The sequence below is a fragment of the Geobacillus sp. CX412 genome, from assembly GCF_027942335.1.
GTDB lineage: Bacteria > Bacillota > Bacilli > Bacillales > Anoxybacillaceae > Parageobacillus_B > Parageobacillus_B toebii.
Genome location: NZ_CP103461.1, coordinates 92116 through 108624 on the forward strand (window position 1 = coordinate 92116; position 16509 = coordinate 108624).

Below are 16509 nucleotides of genomic sequence, written 5' to 3' on the forward strand. Positions count from 1 at the left end.
CGTCCTCCTTTTGGTCATCTGTCGCGTTTATTATATCATGAAAAATGGAACTTTAGTCCACTTTTTCTGTCAAATCATGTATACTTAAGTAATAAATGAATGGAAAAAGGAGTTAAAAAAAGTGGAACAATTATTGCCTTATTCGCTTAATGAAATTCCATATGTGTTTATGACGCTTGCGATTGCTTTTTCAATTCACGAATTTGCCCATGCCTATGTCGCTTATAAGTTTGGAGACCCGACGGCAAAAAACGAAGGAAGATTAACGTTATCGCCGCTTGCTCATCTTGATCTGCTCGGTACATTGCTTATTTTTCTCGCCGGATTTGGCTGGGCAAAACCTGTTCCAGTGAATCGTTTTCACTTTAAACATCCTCGCTTTGCCGGGATTCTTGTATCAGTTGCAGGCCCCTTAAGCAATTTATTGCTTGCCGCCCTTGGTTTTCTTGTGTGGTATAGCATGATTTATTTCGGAATTATGCAGGCGATCCCAGATTGGTTTGCTGCGGGATTTGATTTATTTTTTCAAATTTTTATTGGCTTAAATACGGTATTGTTTGTATTTAACTTGCTTCCATTTCCCCCACTCGATGGTTATCGGATTATCGAGGATTTGGCCCCGCAAGGCATTCGCGCGAAAATGGCGCAGTGGGAAAGTTATGGAGCGCTTATTTTTCTTATTCTTGTGTTGACGCCGCTTGACCGTTATACGATACAGCCGATTTTTCATGTGGCGATTCCGTTTGTATTAGAAAACTTGCAATCATTTTTTTCTACATTATTCTTTTTTAAGTCGTGAAGGAGGCGTTTTTGGATGGAGAAGAAAAAGAAAACGATCGGGTTTAATATCATTAAAGATGATCCAACGGGCGGCCACGGCGGGTTTGGCGCAGGGGTATTAAGCTTGGAAAATGTTTCTCCGGTGATTATCGATGTCGAAGCGGGGGAAGCGTTCGTAGATATGGGAGCGATGCATGCCCGGAGCGCAGTGGAACGGGGAATTAAATTTTTGCCAAATCGCGATGAAGTGCCAAACGGAAAACCGTATTGGATCGTATGGGTAACGATTGAGCGAAAAGAAGATGGACCGTATTATGCCGGCGTAACGGCGTGCGAAATGACGGTCGACAGGGAGGCTCGCCGCGGCTATAAACTGCTTCCAGAGCATGTAAATCGTTTAGATAAGTCATTAAAGCGCCATATTATCGTGGATCATATGGATGAGAAATCAAAACGGGTGCTTGCGGACTTTTTAAAGAAACACGATATCGAAATGTGGAATCGTTCGAGTGAGGAATTGAAAAAAGGACTCGAAGGCGAAAAATAACAAGAGAAGATGCCCATGCTTTCATGAAATTCCATATATGTGACATTTTTGTGAATGTTATGTGACGAATACTTGTCGTCTAACAGGAAACAAGGTAAACTAAACCTAAATGTATAACACAATAAAACTAGGACAGGAAAACCCCTCAAGCGATTTCGCTTGAGGGGTTTTCCTTTAGAACCAAGGGAACAGTTTTTCAAACCAATTTTTCTGCTTTTCTTTTTTCTTTGATTTCTTTTGATGTAAATGGTCGGTGCAGTAGTCGTTCGGTTCTGAGCCAGAGATATAATAAGTAAGACGCTTTACCGGACATGACTTTGTCGCAAGTTTGCCGTTATCCGGGTCGACATAGACACCAACGACCCCTTTGGTTGGTTTAAACTTTTTCTTTGGTTTTCCTTGCAAACTTTTTTCCATAAATTGCACCCAAATTTGTTTTGCATATTGTTTCTCCGCAATTTTATCAATCGTTTCCCCGCGGTCGTAACCGGTCCATACCCCTGCAACTAGTTGTGGCGAAAATCCAATCATCCAGCTATCTGTTTCTGTTGTTCCCGATTTTCCTGCGTATGGGCGTGTGATCTCCTTTCGAATCGATTGCCCGGTGACTGTTGTATAATCATTTAATTTCGGATCAAACATGCCTGTCATCAGCTGAGTCGTTACATATGCGGCGTCCGGATCTAGCACTTGTTTGCTTGATGGTTTGTATTCGTAAATTGTTTCTCCATGATGATTGACGACTTTTTTAATAAAAACTGGCTCGACTTTTTTGCCGTTATTGGCAAATACGCTGTAAGCTTTCACCATATCGATCACTTTCACCGGCGATGTTCCGAGCGCGAGTGAAGGAACAGCTTTTAATTTGCTTGTAATGCCTAGTTTTTTCGCTGTCTCTACCAGTTTTTCCTCACCGATAAACAAATGCGTTTTTACAGCAAATACGTTGTCTGATAGCGCGATGGCTTGAGCGAGCGTAATCGAGTCGTTCGCATAGTAGTTATTGTAGTTATGTGGTGTATACGTTGCTTTTCCATTGTCAAAGGCAAAGGTGGTCAACTCGCTTCGCATTTGTGTCGACGGCGTAAATCCCTGTTGAATGGCTGCATAGTATAGAAATGGTTTAAACGTAGAGCCCGGCTGCCGTTCCGCTTGCACGGCGCGGTTGAAAGGGCTTTTGTTGTAATCTCTGCCGCCGACGAGCGCTTTTACTTCTCCTGTGCGCGGATCCATCGCTACAAGTGCCGCTTGAATGTTCGAGTGAGGGTCAATGATGTCATGAATGTTTTGTTCCGCAATTTCCTGCATTTTCGTATTCAGCGATGTATACACGCGCAATCCGCCCATTTCAATCGTGCGTTCATCCAATCCTAATTGATTTCGCAGCACATATTTCACTACATCTTGAAAATAAGGGGCGATCTTTTTCGTTTCTATTTTGTGATGGGGAGAATAAACAAGCGGTTCTTTATACGCTTGTTCCGCTTCTTTTTTGCTGATGTATCCAGTTTCCGCCATTGACAAAAGCACCGTTTTTTGCCGCGCTTTTGCCCGCTTCTCATCAATAAGTGGCGAATAGTAATATGGACCTTTCGGAATTCCGGCTAACATTGCCGCTTCGCTTAAGGTAAGCTGTTTTGCCGGTTTTCCAAAATAATGATGAGCAGCCGCTTCAATTCCGTAAGCGCCATGGCCGTAGTAAATGGTGTTTAAGTATCCTTCTAAAATTTGTTTTTTGCTGTAATTCGCTTCGAGGCGAATCGTATATAATGCTTCTTGCAATTTCCGCGTCCATGTTTTCTCGTGATTCAAAAATAAATTTCGCGCATATTGCTGGGTGATGGTGCTTGCTCCTTGCACTTTCGCCATCGCCTTTATATCGGCAATAATGGCCCCGATAATGCGCTTTATATCAAAGCCGAGATGTTCATAAAATTTCCGATCTTCTACAGCAACCGTTGCTTGTACAATATAGGGGGATATATCATCAAGGTCTACCCAGTAACGCGTCTGCCCGTTATCGCTCTCGCCGATTTTTGTGCCATCATCCGCATAAAAAATCGTCGTTTGCGGCACTGCTAAAGGCGGGGCTCCTTTTAATTTGGCAAACGCGATCAAACCGGCAAGCGTAACGACGAATAAGATTGCTAGGATAAAACTAATAAAAACGAACGCCCGAATGTATTTCCACGTTCCGCGCAACCGGCTGCTTGGAATGATTTCCAACGTTCATCACCTCATGATCGTCTTTGTATTAGTATGCAAAATTTTTTTTTATTTTAAACATTTTTCTATTAAGTTTCACTTGCATTTTTGCTAGATTGCTCTATACTTTTTCATGTTTGGTTTTTTCTTTACCAGGGAAAGATGAAAAGTAGTATATAGTTATGATAGACGAAACGAGTAAAGGAAGGGTTGTTGAAGATGGAATTATGGTTTACGGAAAAGCAGACAGAGCATTTTGGCATTACAGCGAGAATTAAACGAACTTTACATACAGAGCAAACCCCATTTCAAAAGCTGGACATGGTGGAGACAGTAGAGTTCGGCAATATGCTTATTTTAGACGGAATGGTGATGACAACGCAAAAAGATGAGTTTGTGTACCACGAAATGGTTGCACACGTTCCGCTCTTCACCCACCCGAATCCGGAAAATGTGCTTGTCGTTGGCGGCGGCGATGGCGGTGTTATTCGTGAAGTGTTAAAACACCCGAGCGTAAAAAAAGTGACATTAGTGGAGATTGATGGAAAAGTGATTGAATGCTCAAAAAAATATCTTCCGGAAATTGCTGGAAAGTTAGATGACCCGCGTGTAGAAGTAAAAGTAGATGACGGTTTTATGCATATTGCGAAAAGTGAAAACGAATATGACGTCATTATGGTCGATTCGACAGAGCCAGTCGGCCCGGCTGTCAACTTATTTACAAAAGGTTTTTATGCTGGAATCGCAAAGGCTTTGAAAGAAGACGGCATTTTTGTCGCACAAACAGACAACCCTTGGTTTAAAGCAGACTTAATCCGTAATGTTTATCGCGATGTTCGCGAAATTTTCCCGATTACGCGTCTATACACTGCCAATATCCCGACATATCCAAGCGGTCTATGGACGTTTACGATCGGCTCGAAAAAATACGATCCGCTTGAAGTAAGCGATGAACGCTTCCACGATATTGAGACGAAATATTACACAAAAGAGCTTCATAAAGCTTGCTTTGTTCTGCCGAAATTTGTCGCTGATTTATTGAAGTAAGGGAGGGGCATGACGATGCGATTTGATGAGGCGTATTCGGGTAATGTGTTTATTAAAAGCCATCCGAATTTTGAGGAAAGCGAAGCGGTGATTTACGGAATGCCGATGGATTGGACGGTAAGCTACCGTCCTGGTTCCCGCTTCGGTCCGGCACGCATTCGCGAAGTATCGATCGGCTTGGAAGAATATAGCCCGTATTTAGATCGCGAACTTGAAGAGGTAAAATATTTTGATGCGGGCGATATTCCGCTTCCGTTTGGAAACGCGCAGCGCAGTTTAGAGATCATTGAAGACTTCGTGGATAAAATTTTAGCGGCCGATAAATTCCCGCTTGGCATCGGCGGCGAACATCTCGTTTCTTGGCCGGTCATTAAAGCGGTGTATAAAAAATATCCTGATTTAGCGGTCATCCATATGGACGCTCATACCGACTTGCGTGAACATTATGAGGGCGAACCGCTGTCCCATGCGACGCCGATTCGCAAAGTAGCAGAGCTTATCGGCCCGACCAACGTATTTTCGTTCGGCATTCGTTCTGGCATGAAAGAAGAATTCGAGTGGGCGAAAGAGAACGGGATGTACATCGCAAAATTTGAAGTGCTCGAGCCGCTAAAAGAAGTGCTTCCAAAGCTGGCTGGACGTCCAGTGTACGTGACGATTGACATCGACGTTTTGGACCCTGCCCATGCCCCGGGAACGGGAACGGTCGACGCCGGCGGCATTACGTCTAAAGAACTGTTGGCGGCGATCCATGAAATCGCGAAATCGGATGTTCGCGTCGTCGGAGCGGATTTAGTGGAAGTAGCTCCTATTTACGACCATTCGGAACAAACCGCCAACACCGCAAGCAAACTCATTCGCGAAATGATTCTCGGCTGGGTGCAAAAACGGAACGCATAAACGAGGTGGAAGGTCGTTTTTCTGGTGCAGGCAAAAAGCATCCTTGCTATGGTAGCGAGATATGCCCATGACAAAATATTTGCAACGAAAATCCTGCCTTTGATTAAAGAAGGCAGGATTTTTTATATTTTTTGGGAATATAGACCGATACTTACGATTTATTCATGATCCGCACGTCTCATCCTCTTGAACATTAGGAAACGATTCCTTTATACTTAATAAAGTTAGTTATTACTTGTTTTGGATCATAAGGATGTGTCCTTGATGGAAAAGCAACACGGAATTCCTATTCTCCTCAAGCAAATTACCAATATTCGTGACGGATTTCGCAAAGAAACGGTTGCTTTGGAAACGGAAGGATTTTACTACATAAAAGAAAATGCCGTTTATTTGCAATTTGAGGAACAGCAAGAACTAGGCAAAGTAAACACGGTGATGAAAATAACGGATCATGAAGTTGTCGTAATGCGGTCCGGAGCGGTTCGGATGCGCCATGTCTTTCGCAAAACAGAAGAAACGACTGGACACTACCATACTCCGTTTGGACAGTGGACGATAAAAACAAAAACGGACAATATTGAATTTCGGTATAATGAAAAAAGAAAGAAAGGACACCTATTTTTATCGTATCAATTGGAGATGCAAAACGAACAAGCAGGACGTCATGCGATGACGATCATGTTTAAGGAGGCATAGATTCATGAATATTGTCGAACAAATGAAAGAACGCATTAAAGAGGAAATTAAACGCGCTGTCGTAAGCGCAGGGCTTGCTGCGGAGGAAGAAGTGCCAGATGTCATTTTGGAAGTACCGAGAGAGAAAGCGCATGGGGATTACTCGACAAATATGGCGATGCAGCTAGCGCGCATTGCAAAAAAACCTCCGCGCGCAATTGCCGAAGAAATCGTCCAGCATATGGATAAAACAAAAGCGTCGATTGAAAAAATTGATATTGCCGGTCCTGGCTTCATTAACTTTTACATGGACAACCGTTACCTTACGGAGCTCATTCCAACGATTATTCAAGCCGGCGCATCTTACGGTGAAACAAATGTCGGAAAAGGACAAAAAGTCCAAGTGGAGTTTGTTTCCGCGAATCCGACTGGGGACTTGCATTTAGGGCATGCGCGCGGCGCGGCGGTTGGAGATTCTTTATGCAATATTTTAGAAAAAGCGGGGTTTGACGTAACGCGCGAATATTATATTAACGATGCCGGAAATCAAATTTACAATTTGGCGAAATCGGTGGAAGCTCGTTATTTCCAAGCGCTCGGGATCGATAAAGAAATGCCGGAGGACGGCTATTATGGCGAAGATATTATCGAAATCGGGAAAAAGCTCGCCGAGGAGCATGGCGACAAGTATGTTCATATGGATGAACAAGAACGTCTCGCCTTTTTCCGCGAGTACGGACTCAATTATGAATTAGAAAAGATTAAAAAAGATTTGGCAGACTTCCGCGTGACGTTTGACGTTTGGTATTCGGAGACATCTTTATACACAAGCGGAAAAATTGATGAAACGTTAGCCATATTGCGCGAACGAGGGCATATTTACGAAAAAGATGGCGCGACATGGTTCCGTTCGACAACGTTTGGCGACGACAAAGACCGCGTCTTAATTAAGAAAGACGGTACATATACGTATTTGTTGCCGGATATCGCCTACCACCAAGACAAGCTGCGTCGCGGCTTTACAAAAATCATTAACATTTGGGGCGCAGACCACCATGGTTATATTCCTCGGATGAAGGCGGCAATTGAGGCGCTTGGCTATGATCCTGACGTGCTCGAAGTCCAAATCATTCAATTAGTCAATTTGTATCAAAACGGCGAAAGAGTGAAAATGAGCAAACGGACCGGAAAAGCGGTGACCATGCGCGAATTAATGGAAGAAGTCGGTCTTGACGCGACGCGTTACTTCTTTGCGATGCGCTCAAGCGACACCCATTTAGACTTTGATATGGACCTTGCCGTATCGCAGTCGAATGAAAACCCAGTGTACTACGTACAATACGCTCATGCGCGCGTTTCTAGCATTCTTCGTCAAGGGGAAGAAATGCAGCTATCGTACGAAGGAGATTTGCAGCTTGATTATATCCAAACCGAAAAAGAAATCGAGCTATTGAAAAAACTAGGGGAATTTCCAAGCGCAGTTTCGGAAGCGGCGATCAAACGGATGCCGCACCGGATCACTGGCTATGTTTTTGATTTAGCATCAGCATTGCATAGCTTTTACAATGCAGAAAAAGTACTAGATCCAGAAAACATCGAAAAAAGCCGTGCCCGTTTAGCGTTAATGAAAGCCGTCCAAATCACGCTACAAAACGCTTTAGCGCTCATTGGCGTATCCGCTCCAGAAAAGATGTAAGAAAATCGGCGGATCAGCGTGAAAGACGGAAAGCAGTAAAAACGGAAGACGTTTTTCGACAATAATGATACAATAGACATGGGATAGAGGGGGACTTTCAGAGTGACCCCTCTTTCTTATGGGCATAATGACAATAAAAAAGCACACATGGAGGAAAACCGATGAAAGAAGTGATTTTATCATTAGTGACAGGCATCGTGGTCGGTTTCTTATTTACGCTGTTTCGTTTGCCGATCCCTGCTCCTCCAGCATTAGCGGGCATTGCTGGCATTGTTGGGGTATACCTAGGAATGAAAGTGTTTGAATGGGTAAGTTATTTTTGGAAATAAAACAATGTTGAGGGCGATTCCCTCAACATTGTTTTTTAAATCATACGCTACAGCCATGCAGAAAGGAGGGTAGATATCGATTCTTTGCCGCGCTGCCATAATGTGCGCTTTTTCCAAAAATCGAGCGTCAGCGGTTCCGAGCGAGCCAGATCATGCCTGATCGCTTCTTTTACTTGCTGCACAAAATTGCGATCATAAATATAACAATTGATTTCGCTATTTAAGAAAAAGCTTCGTTTATCAAAGTTAGTCGTACCGATATCACAACAATCTTCGTCAATGACCATCGTTTTGGCGTGATAAAATCCTTGATAAAACCGATAAATATGTGCTCCAGCTTTTAAAAGGCGGTAAAAATAAGGATATGCGGCCTCTTTGACAAATAAGTGATCGGCTTTTAACGGTACGAGAATCGTCACCTTTACTCCGCGGGAGAGTGCATCAAGCAGTGCGTTCATCACAGCGCTGCTAGGGATAAAATACGGACTTCCAACGATCAATTCTTTTTTCGCTTGGCGAATGAAATCGATGAATTGTTGTTCTAACAAATAACCGTTCGTGGCAACAAACTGGTGAGAAACCGTTCCTTTTTGAAGAGGAGGGAAATATTGATCTTCCACAATCGATGTATTTGTCGCTTCTTTCCAATCACGGCAAAACTGCATTTGTAAATCGCCAACCCCTTCTCCTACTATTTTCAAATGGTAATCACGCCACTCGCCGAATTTTGGATCTTGTCCAACATATTCTTTGCCGATATTAAAGCCGCCTATATATCCGATTTTTCCATCAATGACGGTAATTTTCCGGTGATTCCGCCGGTTTAGCCGATAAAAGAAAAATGGAAAACGCGGTTTATGTGCATATGCGAATTCGATGCCGCTTTCTTTTAAGGAACGTATCAATTTTTTTGGCAATCCGAAGCTGCCGACCCAATCGACAAGAAGACGAACGCGAACGCCTTCTTCTGCTTTTTGTTTTAACAATTGAAAAAATTGCTGGCTAATTTCATCCGTCTTCACGATATAAAACAAAATGTGTATATGATGTGTTGCCTTGCGAATTTCTGCAAAATAATCGGCAAATAGATGTGTACCGTTTATGAAAAAAGAAAGATCGCTTTGGCGCTCTGGATACACGATTTTTTCTTTTTTCTTTTTGTAAAAGTATTCTCCCAGCTTGTCATCGAGATAAATTAACGCTAATATAATAACAATAACGAAAAGTACAATCATTTCGTGCCCTCCTGATTACATCGTTATTTATTAATGTACCCGTCATGAGAAAAAATAGCAGGACAACTTGTAAAAACATTATTGACTGAATGCTCATTCATTATGTAAAATAAACACAAGGTTATAATTCTGAAAATTTATTCTGTTGTCAATATTTTTGATGATCATCTCATCGATTCAAAGGGGGAAGGGGAGACAATAATGAATTCACTGTTAATCATTAATTTTCTCGCATTTTTAATTGTAACCGCTTACGCTGTCTACTTGTTTGTCTACTTGGTTAAAACTCGTGCCGCTTACATTAAACTCGGTAAAAAAGTCGAGTTTGATGACAAAGTAAAAGAGCGTCTCCAAAAAATTTGGGTGAACGTATTTGGACAGAAAAAGCTATTAAAGGATAAAAAAAGCGGAATCATTCACGTTATGTTTTTCTACGGGTTTATTCTTGTTCAATTCGGGGCGATTGACTTTATTATTAAAGGTCTTGTCCCTGGGGCGCATCTTCCGTTAGGGCCGCTTTATCCAGGCTTTACGTTTTTCCAAGAAATCGTTACTTTGCTCATTTTGATCGCAGTGTTCGCCGCGTTTTATCGCCGCTATATTGAAAAACTCGTCCGTTTAAAACGAGATTTCAAAGCTGGTCTAGTGTTGATTTTTATCGGCGGATTAATGATCTCCGTCTTGTTTGGAAATGGAATGAGCATGATTTGGCACGGTGAGGAAGCCTCGTGGAGCGAACCGGTCGCATCATTCATCGCTGGCGCTTTCAGCTGGGTCGGCGAAACAGGTGCAGCCGTATTGTTCTTTATCGCTTGGTGGGTGCACTTATTGATCTTGCTTACATTTTTAGTATATGTACCACAATCGAAGCATGCTCATTTAATTGCTGCGCCGATTAATGTCTTTTTCAGCCGTTTGTCCCGGCCAAAGCTGTCGAAAATCGATTTTGAAGATGAAACGCAGGAAGCGTTTGGCGTCGGAAAAATTGAAGATTTTACGCAAAAGCAGCTCATCGATTTATACGCCTGTGTCGAATGCGGACGATGCACAAGCATGTGTCCGGCAACAGGAACTGGGAAAATGTTGTCGCCAATGGATCTAATTTTAAAACTGCGCGACCACCTGACCGAAAAAGGGGCGGCCGTTACGTCCCGCGCTCCGTGGGTGCCGACGTTTGCCTTTAAAAATACAAGAGGTAACCAATTGGCGTTTGCCGCGCAAGGAGTGCAGGAACAAGCGGCGGCATTGGAGATGCCAAGCCTCATCGGCGACGTCATTACCGAAGAGGAAATTTGGGCCTGTACGACATGCCGCAACTGTGAAGACCAATGCCCGGTCATGAACGAGCATGTCGACAAAATTATTGATTTGCGCCGCTATCTTGTGCTGACGGAAGGAAGAATGAACCCAGATGCGCAGCGGGCGATGACCAATATCGAACGCCAAGGAAACCCATGGGGACTCAACCGCAAAGAGAAAGAAAACTGGCGCAAGCTTCGCGATGATGTGCATATTCCAACAGTAAAAGAAGCGAAAAAAGCTGGCGAAGAGTTTGAATATTTATTCTGGGTCGGCTCAATGGGGGCATTTGACAACCGCAGCCAAAAAATCGCTTTGGCGTTTGCGAAATTGTTAAACGAAGCTGGTGTGAAATTTGCGATTTTAGGAAATAAAGAGAAAAACTCTGGCGACACGCCACGTCGCTTAGGAAACGAATTTTTATTCCAGGAACTCGCGGCCAACAATATCGCGGAATTTGAAAAAGCGGGCGTGAAAAAGATTGTGACGATCGACCCGCACGCGTACAACACGTTTAAAAACGAATATCCTGATTTTGGATTAGAAGCGGAAGTATACCATCATACAGAACTGCTTGCGAAGCTTATTGAAGAAGGCAGATTAGTACCAAAATACGAAGTAAAAGAAAGAGTTACTTTCCATGACTCCTGTTATTTAGGCCGCTACAACGACGTGTACGATGCGCCGCGTAAAATTTTGCAAGCAATTCCGGGCGTGGAGCTCGTGGAAATGGAACGTAACCGCGAACGAGGCATGTGCTGCGGTGCAGGCGGCGGTTTAATGTGGATGGAAGAAACAACAGGCAATCGGATTAATGTTGCTCGTACAGAACAAGCGCTTGCCGTCAACCCAACGGTCATCAGCGCTGGCTGTCCATACTGCTTAACGATGTTAACCGACGGTACAAAAGCAAAAGAAGTCGAAGATCGCGTCACTACTTACGATGTCGCAGAACTGCTTGCTAAATCCGTATTTGGCGAAGAAAAGGAAGCTGCTTCATAAAAAATAATTGAATATATAATTCTCATTTTTTAAAATATTAGTATAATAGATAGAGAGGGTGTGCGCTCCAATGTACACCTTCTTTTGACCATCAACATCGAGCGAGCGTTCAGTCTGCATTGTTGTAATCGCTTTCTTGAACTGGTGGTCAAGACATATAAACAAAGGGGAGAGGTTTTATGGGAAAAACGGTTATTTTAAGTGGGGTTCGCACACCGTTTGGAAAATTCGGTGGAGCACTGCAGCCGCTTACGGCACCTGAGCTTGGCGGCATTGCGATCAAAGAGGCGCTTCGTCGAGCTAACATTAGCGGTGAGCAGGTCGATCAGGTGATTTTAGGAACGGTGCTGCAAGGTGGACAAGGACAGCTTCCATCCCGTCAAGCGATGCGTTATGCCGGCATTCCATGGGAGGTGCGGACGGAAACGATTAATAAAGTATGCGCTTCAGGAATGCGGAGCGTTACTCTTGGTGATCAAATTATCCGCCTAGGAGATGCGGAAGTCATCGTCGCAGGCGGAATGGAATCGATGAGCAACGCGCCATATATTTTGCCAAATGCTCGTTGGGGATTACGAATGGGCGATTCTACCGTAAAAGATTTAATGGTGTATGACGGGCTGACATGCAGTTTCACCGGTGTGCATATGGGTGTGTACGGTGGTGAAACGGCGAAAGAATTAGAAATTTCCCGCAAAGAACAAGATGAGTGGGCATACCGCAGCCATCAGCGGGCGATCGCCGCGATGGAAGCCGGATTATTAGCGGAAGAAATCGTACCAGTGGAAGTTCCGCAACGTAAAGGAGCGCCGCTATTGGTGGAGCATGACGAAGCACCAAGAAAAGATACATCTCTCGAAAAGCTGGCGAAGCTTCCGCCTGTATTTGACTCAGAAGGGACGGTAACAGCGGGGAATGCACCTGGGGTCAATGATGGTGCTGCGGCGCTCGTGTTAATGAGCGAGGAAAGAGCGGCGCGGGAAGGAGAAAACCGCTCGCAACGATTTTGGCACACACATCGATTGCAGTGGAAGCAAAAGACTTTCCGAAAACGCCAGGGCTTGTGATTAACGAATTGCTTCGCAAAACAGGGAAAACGGTCAATGACATCGATTTATTCGAAATTAACGAAGCGTTTGCCGCAGTTGCATTGGCTAGCATCAAAATCGCTGGCATCGATCCAGAAAAAGTGAACGTCAATGGCGGTGCGGTCGCATTAGGCCATCCGATCGGCGCAAGCGGTGCGCGCATTATCATTACATTGATTCACGAATTAAAACGCCGTGGCGGCGGCATCGGAATCGCGGCGATTTGCAGCGGCGGCGGTCAAGGCGATGCCATTATGGTACAAGTATAGAAAAGCGGCAGGCGCTCCTATTTCGCCTAAAGGCGGTCCGCATCCTGCGGGCAACGGCGAAATGTCGCCATCCTGGCTCCCTCGAAGCGAAATGTTCTTTGCGCGCGGAAGTGCTTGCACTTCAAGCGAAGGTTATTTCGCACAAGGGAGCTAGCCTCTGGAGCTAGACAATAAGAAAAAGCAATGGTCTCGATATTCCATCAGACAAACTGTACTTCACTTAGAAATGACTAAGGATAGGGGATGTGGAACAATGGACGTCAAAACGATTATGGTTATCGGTGCAGGACAAATGGGATCTGGCATTGCGCAAGTGTGCGCGATGGCAGGATACGACGTTTTCTTGCATGATATTAGCCAACAACAGCTCGACAAAGGATTGGCGAATATCGAAAAATTGCTGTCACGCCAAGTCGAAAAAGGAAAATTGACAGAAGAGGAAAAAGAGGCGACATTGTCGCGGCTTACTCCTTCAACCGATTTGCAAAACGCCGCGAAAGCCGATTTAGTCATTGAAGCGGTCGTCGAAAACATGGATGTTAAAACAAAGTTGTTTGCCCAGCTTGATGAAATTGCTCCGCCGCACACGATTTTGGCGACAAACACATCTTCACTGCCAATTACGGAAATCGCAGCGGCGACGAAGCGGCCGGAAAAAGTGATTGGCATGCACTTTATGAATCCGGTTCCTGTAATGAAACTTGTAGAAATTATCCGCGGATTGGCTACCGCCGATGAAGTATATGAAACGATTGAAGCGATTACGCGCAAGCTGAACAAAGTTCCGGTGGAAGTCAATGACTTCCCAGGCTTTATCTCGAACCGCGTGCTCATGCCGATGATTAACGAAGCGATTTACGCGTTATATGAAGGGGTCGCGACAAAAGAAGCGATTGATGAAGTAATGAAGCTTGGCATGAACCATCCGATGGGACCGTTGACATTAGCGGATTTTATCGGGCTGGACACGTGCTTATACATTATGGAAACACTTCATGAAGGATTTGGCGATGATAAATACCGCCCATGCCCGTTATTGCGCAAATATGTGAAAGCCGGCTGGCTTGGCCGCAAAACAGGCAGAGGTTTTTACACGTACGATTAATCAGCAAAGAAGGTGGCATACATGAATTTACACTTTACAGAAGAGCAAGAAATGATGCGGAAGATGGTGCAAGAATTCGCGCAAACGGAAATCGCTCCATTTGTTGAACGTATGGAACAAGGCGAATTTCCGCGCCCGATTTTAAACAAAATGGCCGAACTCGGTTTGATGGGAATTACCGTTCCTGAAGAGTACGGCGGTGCGGGAATGGACTTTATTTCCTACATTATCGCCATCCATGAAATTTCGAAAGTTAGCGCTACAGTTGGTGTCATTTTATCGGTGCATACGTCGGTCGGCACCAATCCGATTTTATACTTTGGAACGGAAGAGCAGAAGAAAAAATACGTTCCAAAATTAGCCAGCGGCGAATATTTAGGCGCTTTTTGCCTTACTGAACCGGGCGCCGGATCGGATGCGAAAAGTTTAAAAACGAAAGCGGTCCGCCAAGGAGACTACTACATTTTAAACGGCTCGAAAATTTTTATCACCAACGGCGGGGAGGCGGATACGTATATCGTATTTGCCCGCACCGATCCGAATGAAAAAGGAAGCCGCGGCATTTCCGCCTTTATCGTCGAAAAAGATACGCCGGGATTTATCATCGGCAAAGACGAGAAAAAAATGGGGCTTCATGGTTCACGGACGGTGCAAATTACGCTGGAAGACGCGAAAGTGCCGGCAGAAAACTTGCTTGGCGAAGAAGGGCAAGGCTTTAAAATCGCAATGGCTAACCTCGATGTCGGACGCATTGGCATCGCCGCGCAATCGCTAGGCATTGCCGAAGCGGCGCTCGAACATGCGACCGCTTATGCGAAAGAACGCATCCAGTTTGGCAAACCGATCGCCGAACAGCAAGGCGTTGCTTTTAAGCTTGCCGATATGGCGACAGCGGTCGAAGCGGCGAAACTGCTTGTCTATCATGCCGCGTTTTTGCGCGCGCAAGGCCTCCCATGCGGAAAAGAAGCATCGATGGCGAAATTGTTTGCCTCCAGAACGGCGATGGAAAACGCCATTGAAGCGGTGCAAATTTTCGGTGGCAATGGCTATACGAAAGATTATCCGGTCGAGCGGTTGTTCCGCGATGCAAAAATTTGTGAAATTTACGAAGGAACAAGCGAAATTCAACGTCTAGTCATTAGCAAATATTTATATCAATAAATAAATGGAGGATCGGGATTATGAACTTTCAGTTAAGTGAAGAGCATGAAATGATACGAAAAATGGTGCGCGAATTTGCTGAAAAAGAAGTAGCACCGACTGCAGCCGAACGGGATGAAGAAGAACGATTTGACCGCGAAATTTTTAATAAAATGGCTGAATTAGGCCTTACCGGAATTCCATGGCCGGAAGAGTACGGCGGTATCGGCAGCGATTATTTAGCGTATGTCATCGCAGTAGAGGAGCTATCGAGAGTATGCGCGTCTACCGGGGTAACGTTGTCTGCGCACATTTCACTCGCAAGCTGGCCGATTTACAAATTCGGCACAGAAGAGCAAAAGCAAAAATATTTGCGCGCGCTTGCGACAGGTGAAAAACTTGGCGCATATGGCCTTTCGGAACCAGGTGCCGGTTCGGACGTCGCCTCCATGAAAACGAGAGCTGTAAGAGATGGCGACTATTACGTGCTAAACGGCTCGAAAGTATGGATCACCAACGGCGGCGAAGCAGAAATTTACGTGGTGTTCGCCGTAACCGATCCAGAAAAGCGCCATAAAGGAATCAGCGCCTTTATCGTTGAAAAAGGCACACCAGGCTTTTCGATCGGGAAAAAAGAGAAAAAACTCGGCATTCGTTCATCGCCGACAACCGAGCTTATTTTTGAAGATTGCCGCATTCCGAAAGAAAACCTTCTCGGGCAAGAAGGGGAAGGATTTAAAATCGCGATGATGACGCTTGACGGCGGCCGAAATGGAATCGCTGCACAAGCGGTCGGTATCGCGCAAGGAGCCTTAGACGCAGCGATTGAATATGCAAAACAACGGGTGCAATTTGGCAAACCGATCGCTGAACAGCAAGGAGTTGCTTTTAAACTTGCTGATATGGCGACCGCCATCGAAGCGGCGCGCCTGCTTACGTATCAAGCGGCATGGCTCGAAACAAACGGTCTTCCGTACGGCAAAGCATCGGCGATGGCGAAATTGTTTGCCGGCGATACAGCGATGAAAGTAACGGTCGATGCCGTGCAAATTTTCGGAGGCTACGGCTATACGAAAGATTATCCAGTCGAACGGTTTATGCGCGACGCAAAAATTACACAAATTTATGAAGGAACGCAAGAAATTCAACGTCTCGTTATTTCGCGGATGCTTACAAGATAAGCATTCCGCGG

The 16509-nt window shown here is 44.8% G+C and carries 13 protein-coding genes and 1 pseudogene; 12 read left to right on the forward strand and 2 right to left on the reverse strand.

Translation table 11 applies throughout. From position 1 onward, the window contains the following. Positions 1-121: 121 nt before the first annotated feature. On the forward strand, positions 122-799 hold the full coding sequence (locus NXM86_RS00450; protein WP_498958417.1) for a site-2 protease family protein: 678 nt from the start codon (positions 122-124) through the stop codon (positions 797-799). A gap of 15 nt (positions 800-814) precedes the next feature. Next, complete coding sequence (locus NXM86_RS00455; RefSeq protein WP_015865356.1) at positions 815-1327, forward strand: YwhD family protein; 513 nt, start codon at positions 815-817, stop codon at positions 1325-1327. Between the two features lie 174 nt (positions 1328-1501). Here the strand turns inward: NXM86_RS00455 and NXM86_RS00460 are convergent, their stop codons facing one another. After that, positions 1502-3553, reverse strand: a complete 2052-nt coding sequence (locus NXM86_RS00460; protein ID WP_498958418.1) for a transglycosylase domain-containing protein — start codon at positions 3551-3553, stop codon at positions 1502-1504. A 198-nt stretch (positions 3554-3751) separates the two neighbouring features. On the opposite strand from NXM86_RS00460, the gene speE reads away from it, so the two are divergent. The 5 genes from speE (at position 3752) to NXM86_RS00485 (ending at position 8179) form a co-directional block, all read left to right on the forward strand. Then, positions 3752-4579: a polyamine aminopropyltransferase gene (speE, locus tag NXM86_RS00465; protein ID WP_062678159.1), complete on the forward strand. Its 828-nt coding sequence runs from the start codon at positions 3752-3754 to the stop codon at positions 4577-4579. Positions 4580-4594: 15 nt separating this feature from the next. Next, positions 4595-5479 carry an agmatinase gene (gene speB / locus NXM86_RS00470; protein ID WP_081188512.1) on the forward strand — a complete coding sequence of 295 codons (885 nt, stop codon included), beginning with the start codon at positions 4595-4597 and terminating at the stop codon, positions 5477-5479. A 264-nt stretch (positions 5480-5743) separates the two neighbouring features. Further along, complete coding sequence (locus tag NXM86_RS00475) at positions 5744-6175, forward strand: YwiB family protein (protein WP_081188510.1); 432 nt, start codon at positions 5744-5746, stop codon at positions 6173-6175. Positions 6176-6179: 4 nt separating this feature from the next. After that, positions 6180-7850: an arginine--tRNA ligase gene (argS, locus tag NXM86_RS00480; protein WP_328268551.1), complete on the forward strand. Its 1671-nt coding sequence runs from the start codon at positions 6180-6182 to the stop codon at positions 7848-7850. A 161-nt stretch (positions 7851-8011) separates the two neighbouring features. Further along, positions 8012-8179, forward strand: a complete 168-nt coding sequence (locus NXM86_RS00485) for a XapX domain-containing protein (protein WP_015865350.1) — start codon at positions 8012-8014, stop codon at positions 8177-8179. A gap of 47 nt (positions 8180-8226) precedes the next feature. Here NXM86_RS00485 and cls read toward each other — a convergent pair whose 3' ends face one another. Then, positions 8227-9414: a cardiolipin synthase gene (gene cls, locus NXM86_RS00490; RefSeq protein WP_081188508.1), complete on the reverse strand. Its 1188-nt coding sequence runs from the start codon at positions 9412-9414 to the stop codon at positions 8227-8229. A 201-nt stretch (positions 9415-9615) separates the two neighbouring features. Here cls and NXM86_RS00495 point away from each other — a divergent pair, with 201 nt between their 5' ends. From NXM86_RS00495 to NXM86_RS00515, 5 genes and pseudogenes are all read left to right on the forward strand, one after another. After that, positions 9616-11715, forward strand: a complete 2100-nt coding sequence (locus NXM86_RS00495) for a heterodisulfide reductase-related iron-sulfur binding cluster (protein WP_081188506.1) — start codon at positions 9616-9618, stop codon at positions 11713-11715. A 179-nt stretch (positions 11716-11894) separates the two neighbouring features. Further along, positions 11895-13072 (forward strand): annotated as a pseudogene (locus NXM86_RS00500) (acetyl-CoA C-acetyltransferase). A gap of 253 nt (positions 13073-13325) precedes the next feature. Further along, complete coding sequence (locus NXM86_RS00505; protein WP_015865346.1) at positions 13326-14177, forward strand: 3-hydroxybutyryl-CoA dehydrogenase; 852 nt, start codon at positions 13326-13328, stop codon at positions 14175-14177. 21 nt (positions 14178-14198) lie between these two features. After that, entirely contained in the window at positions 14199-15338 is a 1140-nt protein-coding gene (locus tag NXM86_RS00510) for an acyl-CoA dehydrogenase (protein WP_062678151.1), read from the forward strand. Between the two features lie 20 nt (positions 15339-15358). Next, a complete protein-coding gene (locus NXM86_RS00515; protein WP_062678150.1) occupies positions 15359-16498 on the forward strand; it encodes an acyl-CoA dehydrogenase in 1140 nt (379 codons plus the stop codon). Positions 16499-16509 lie beyond the last annotated feature (11 nt).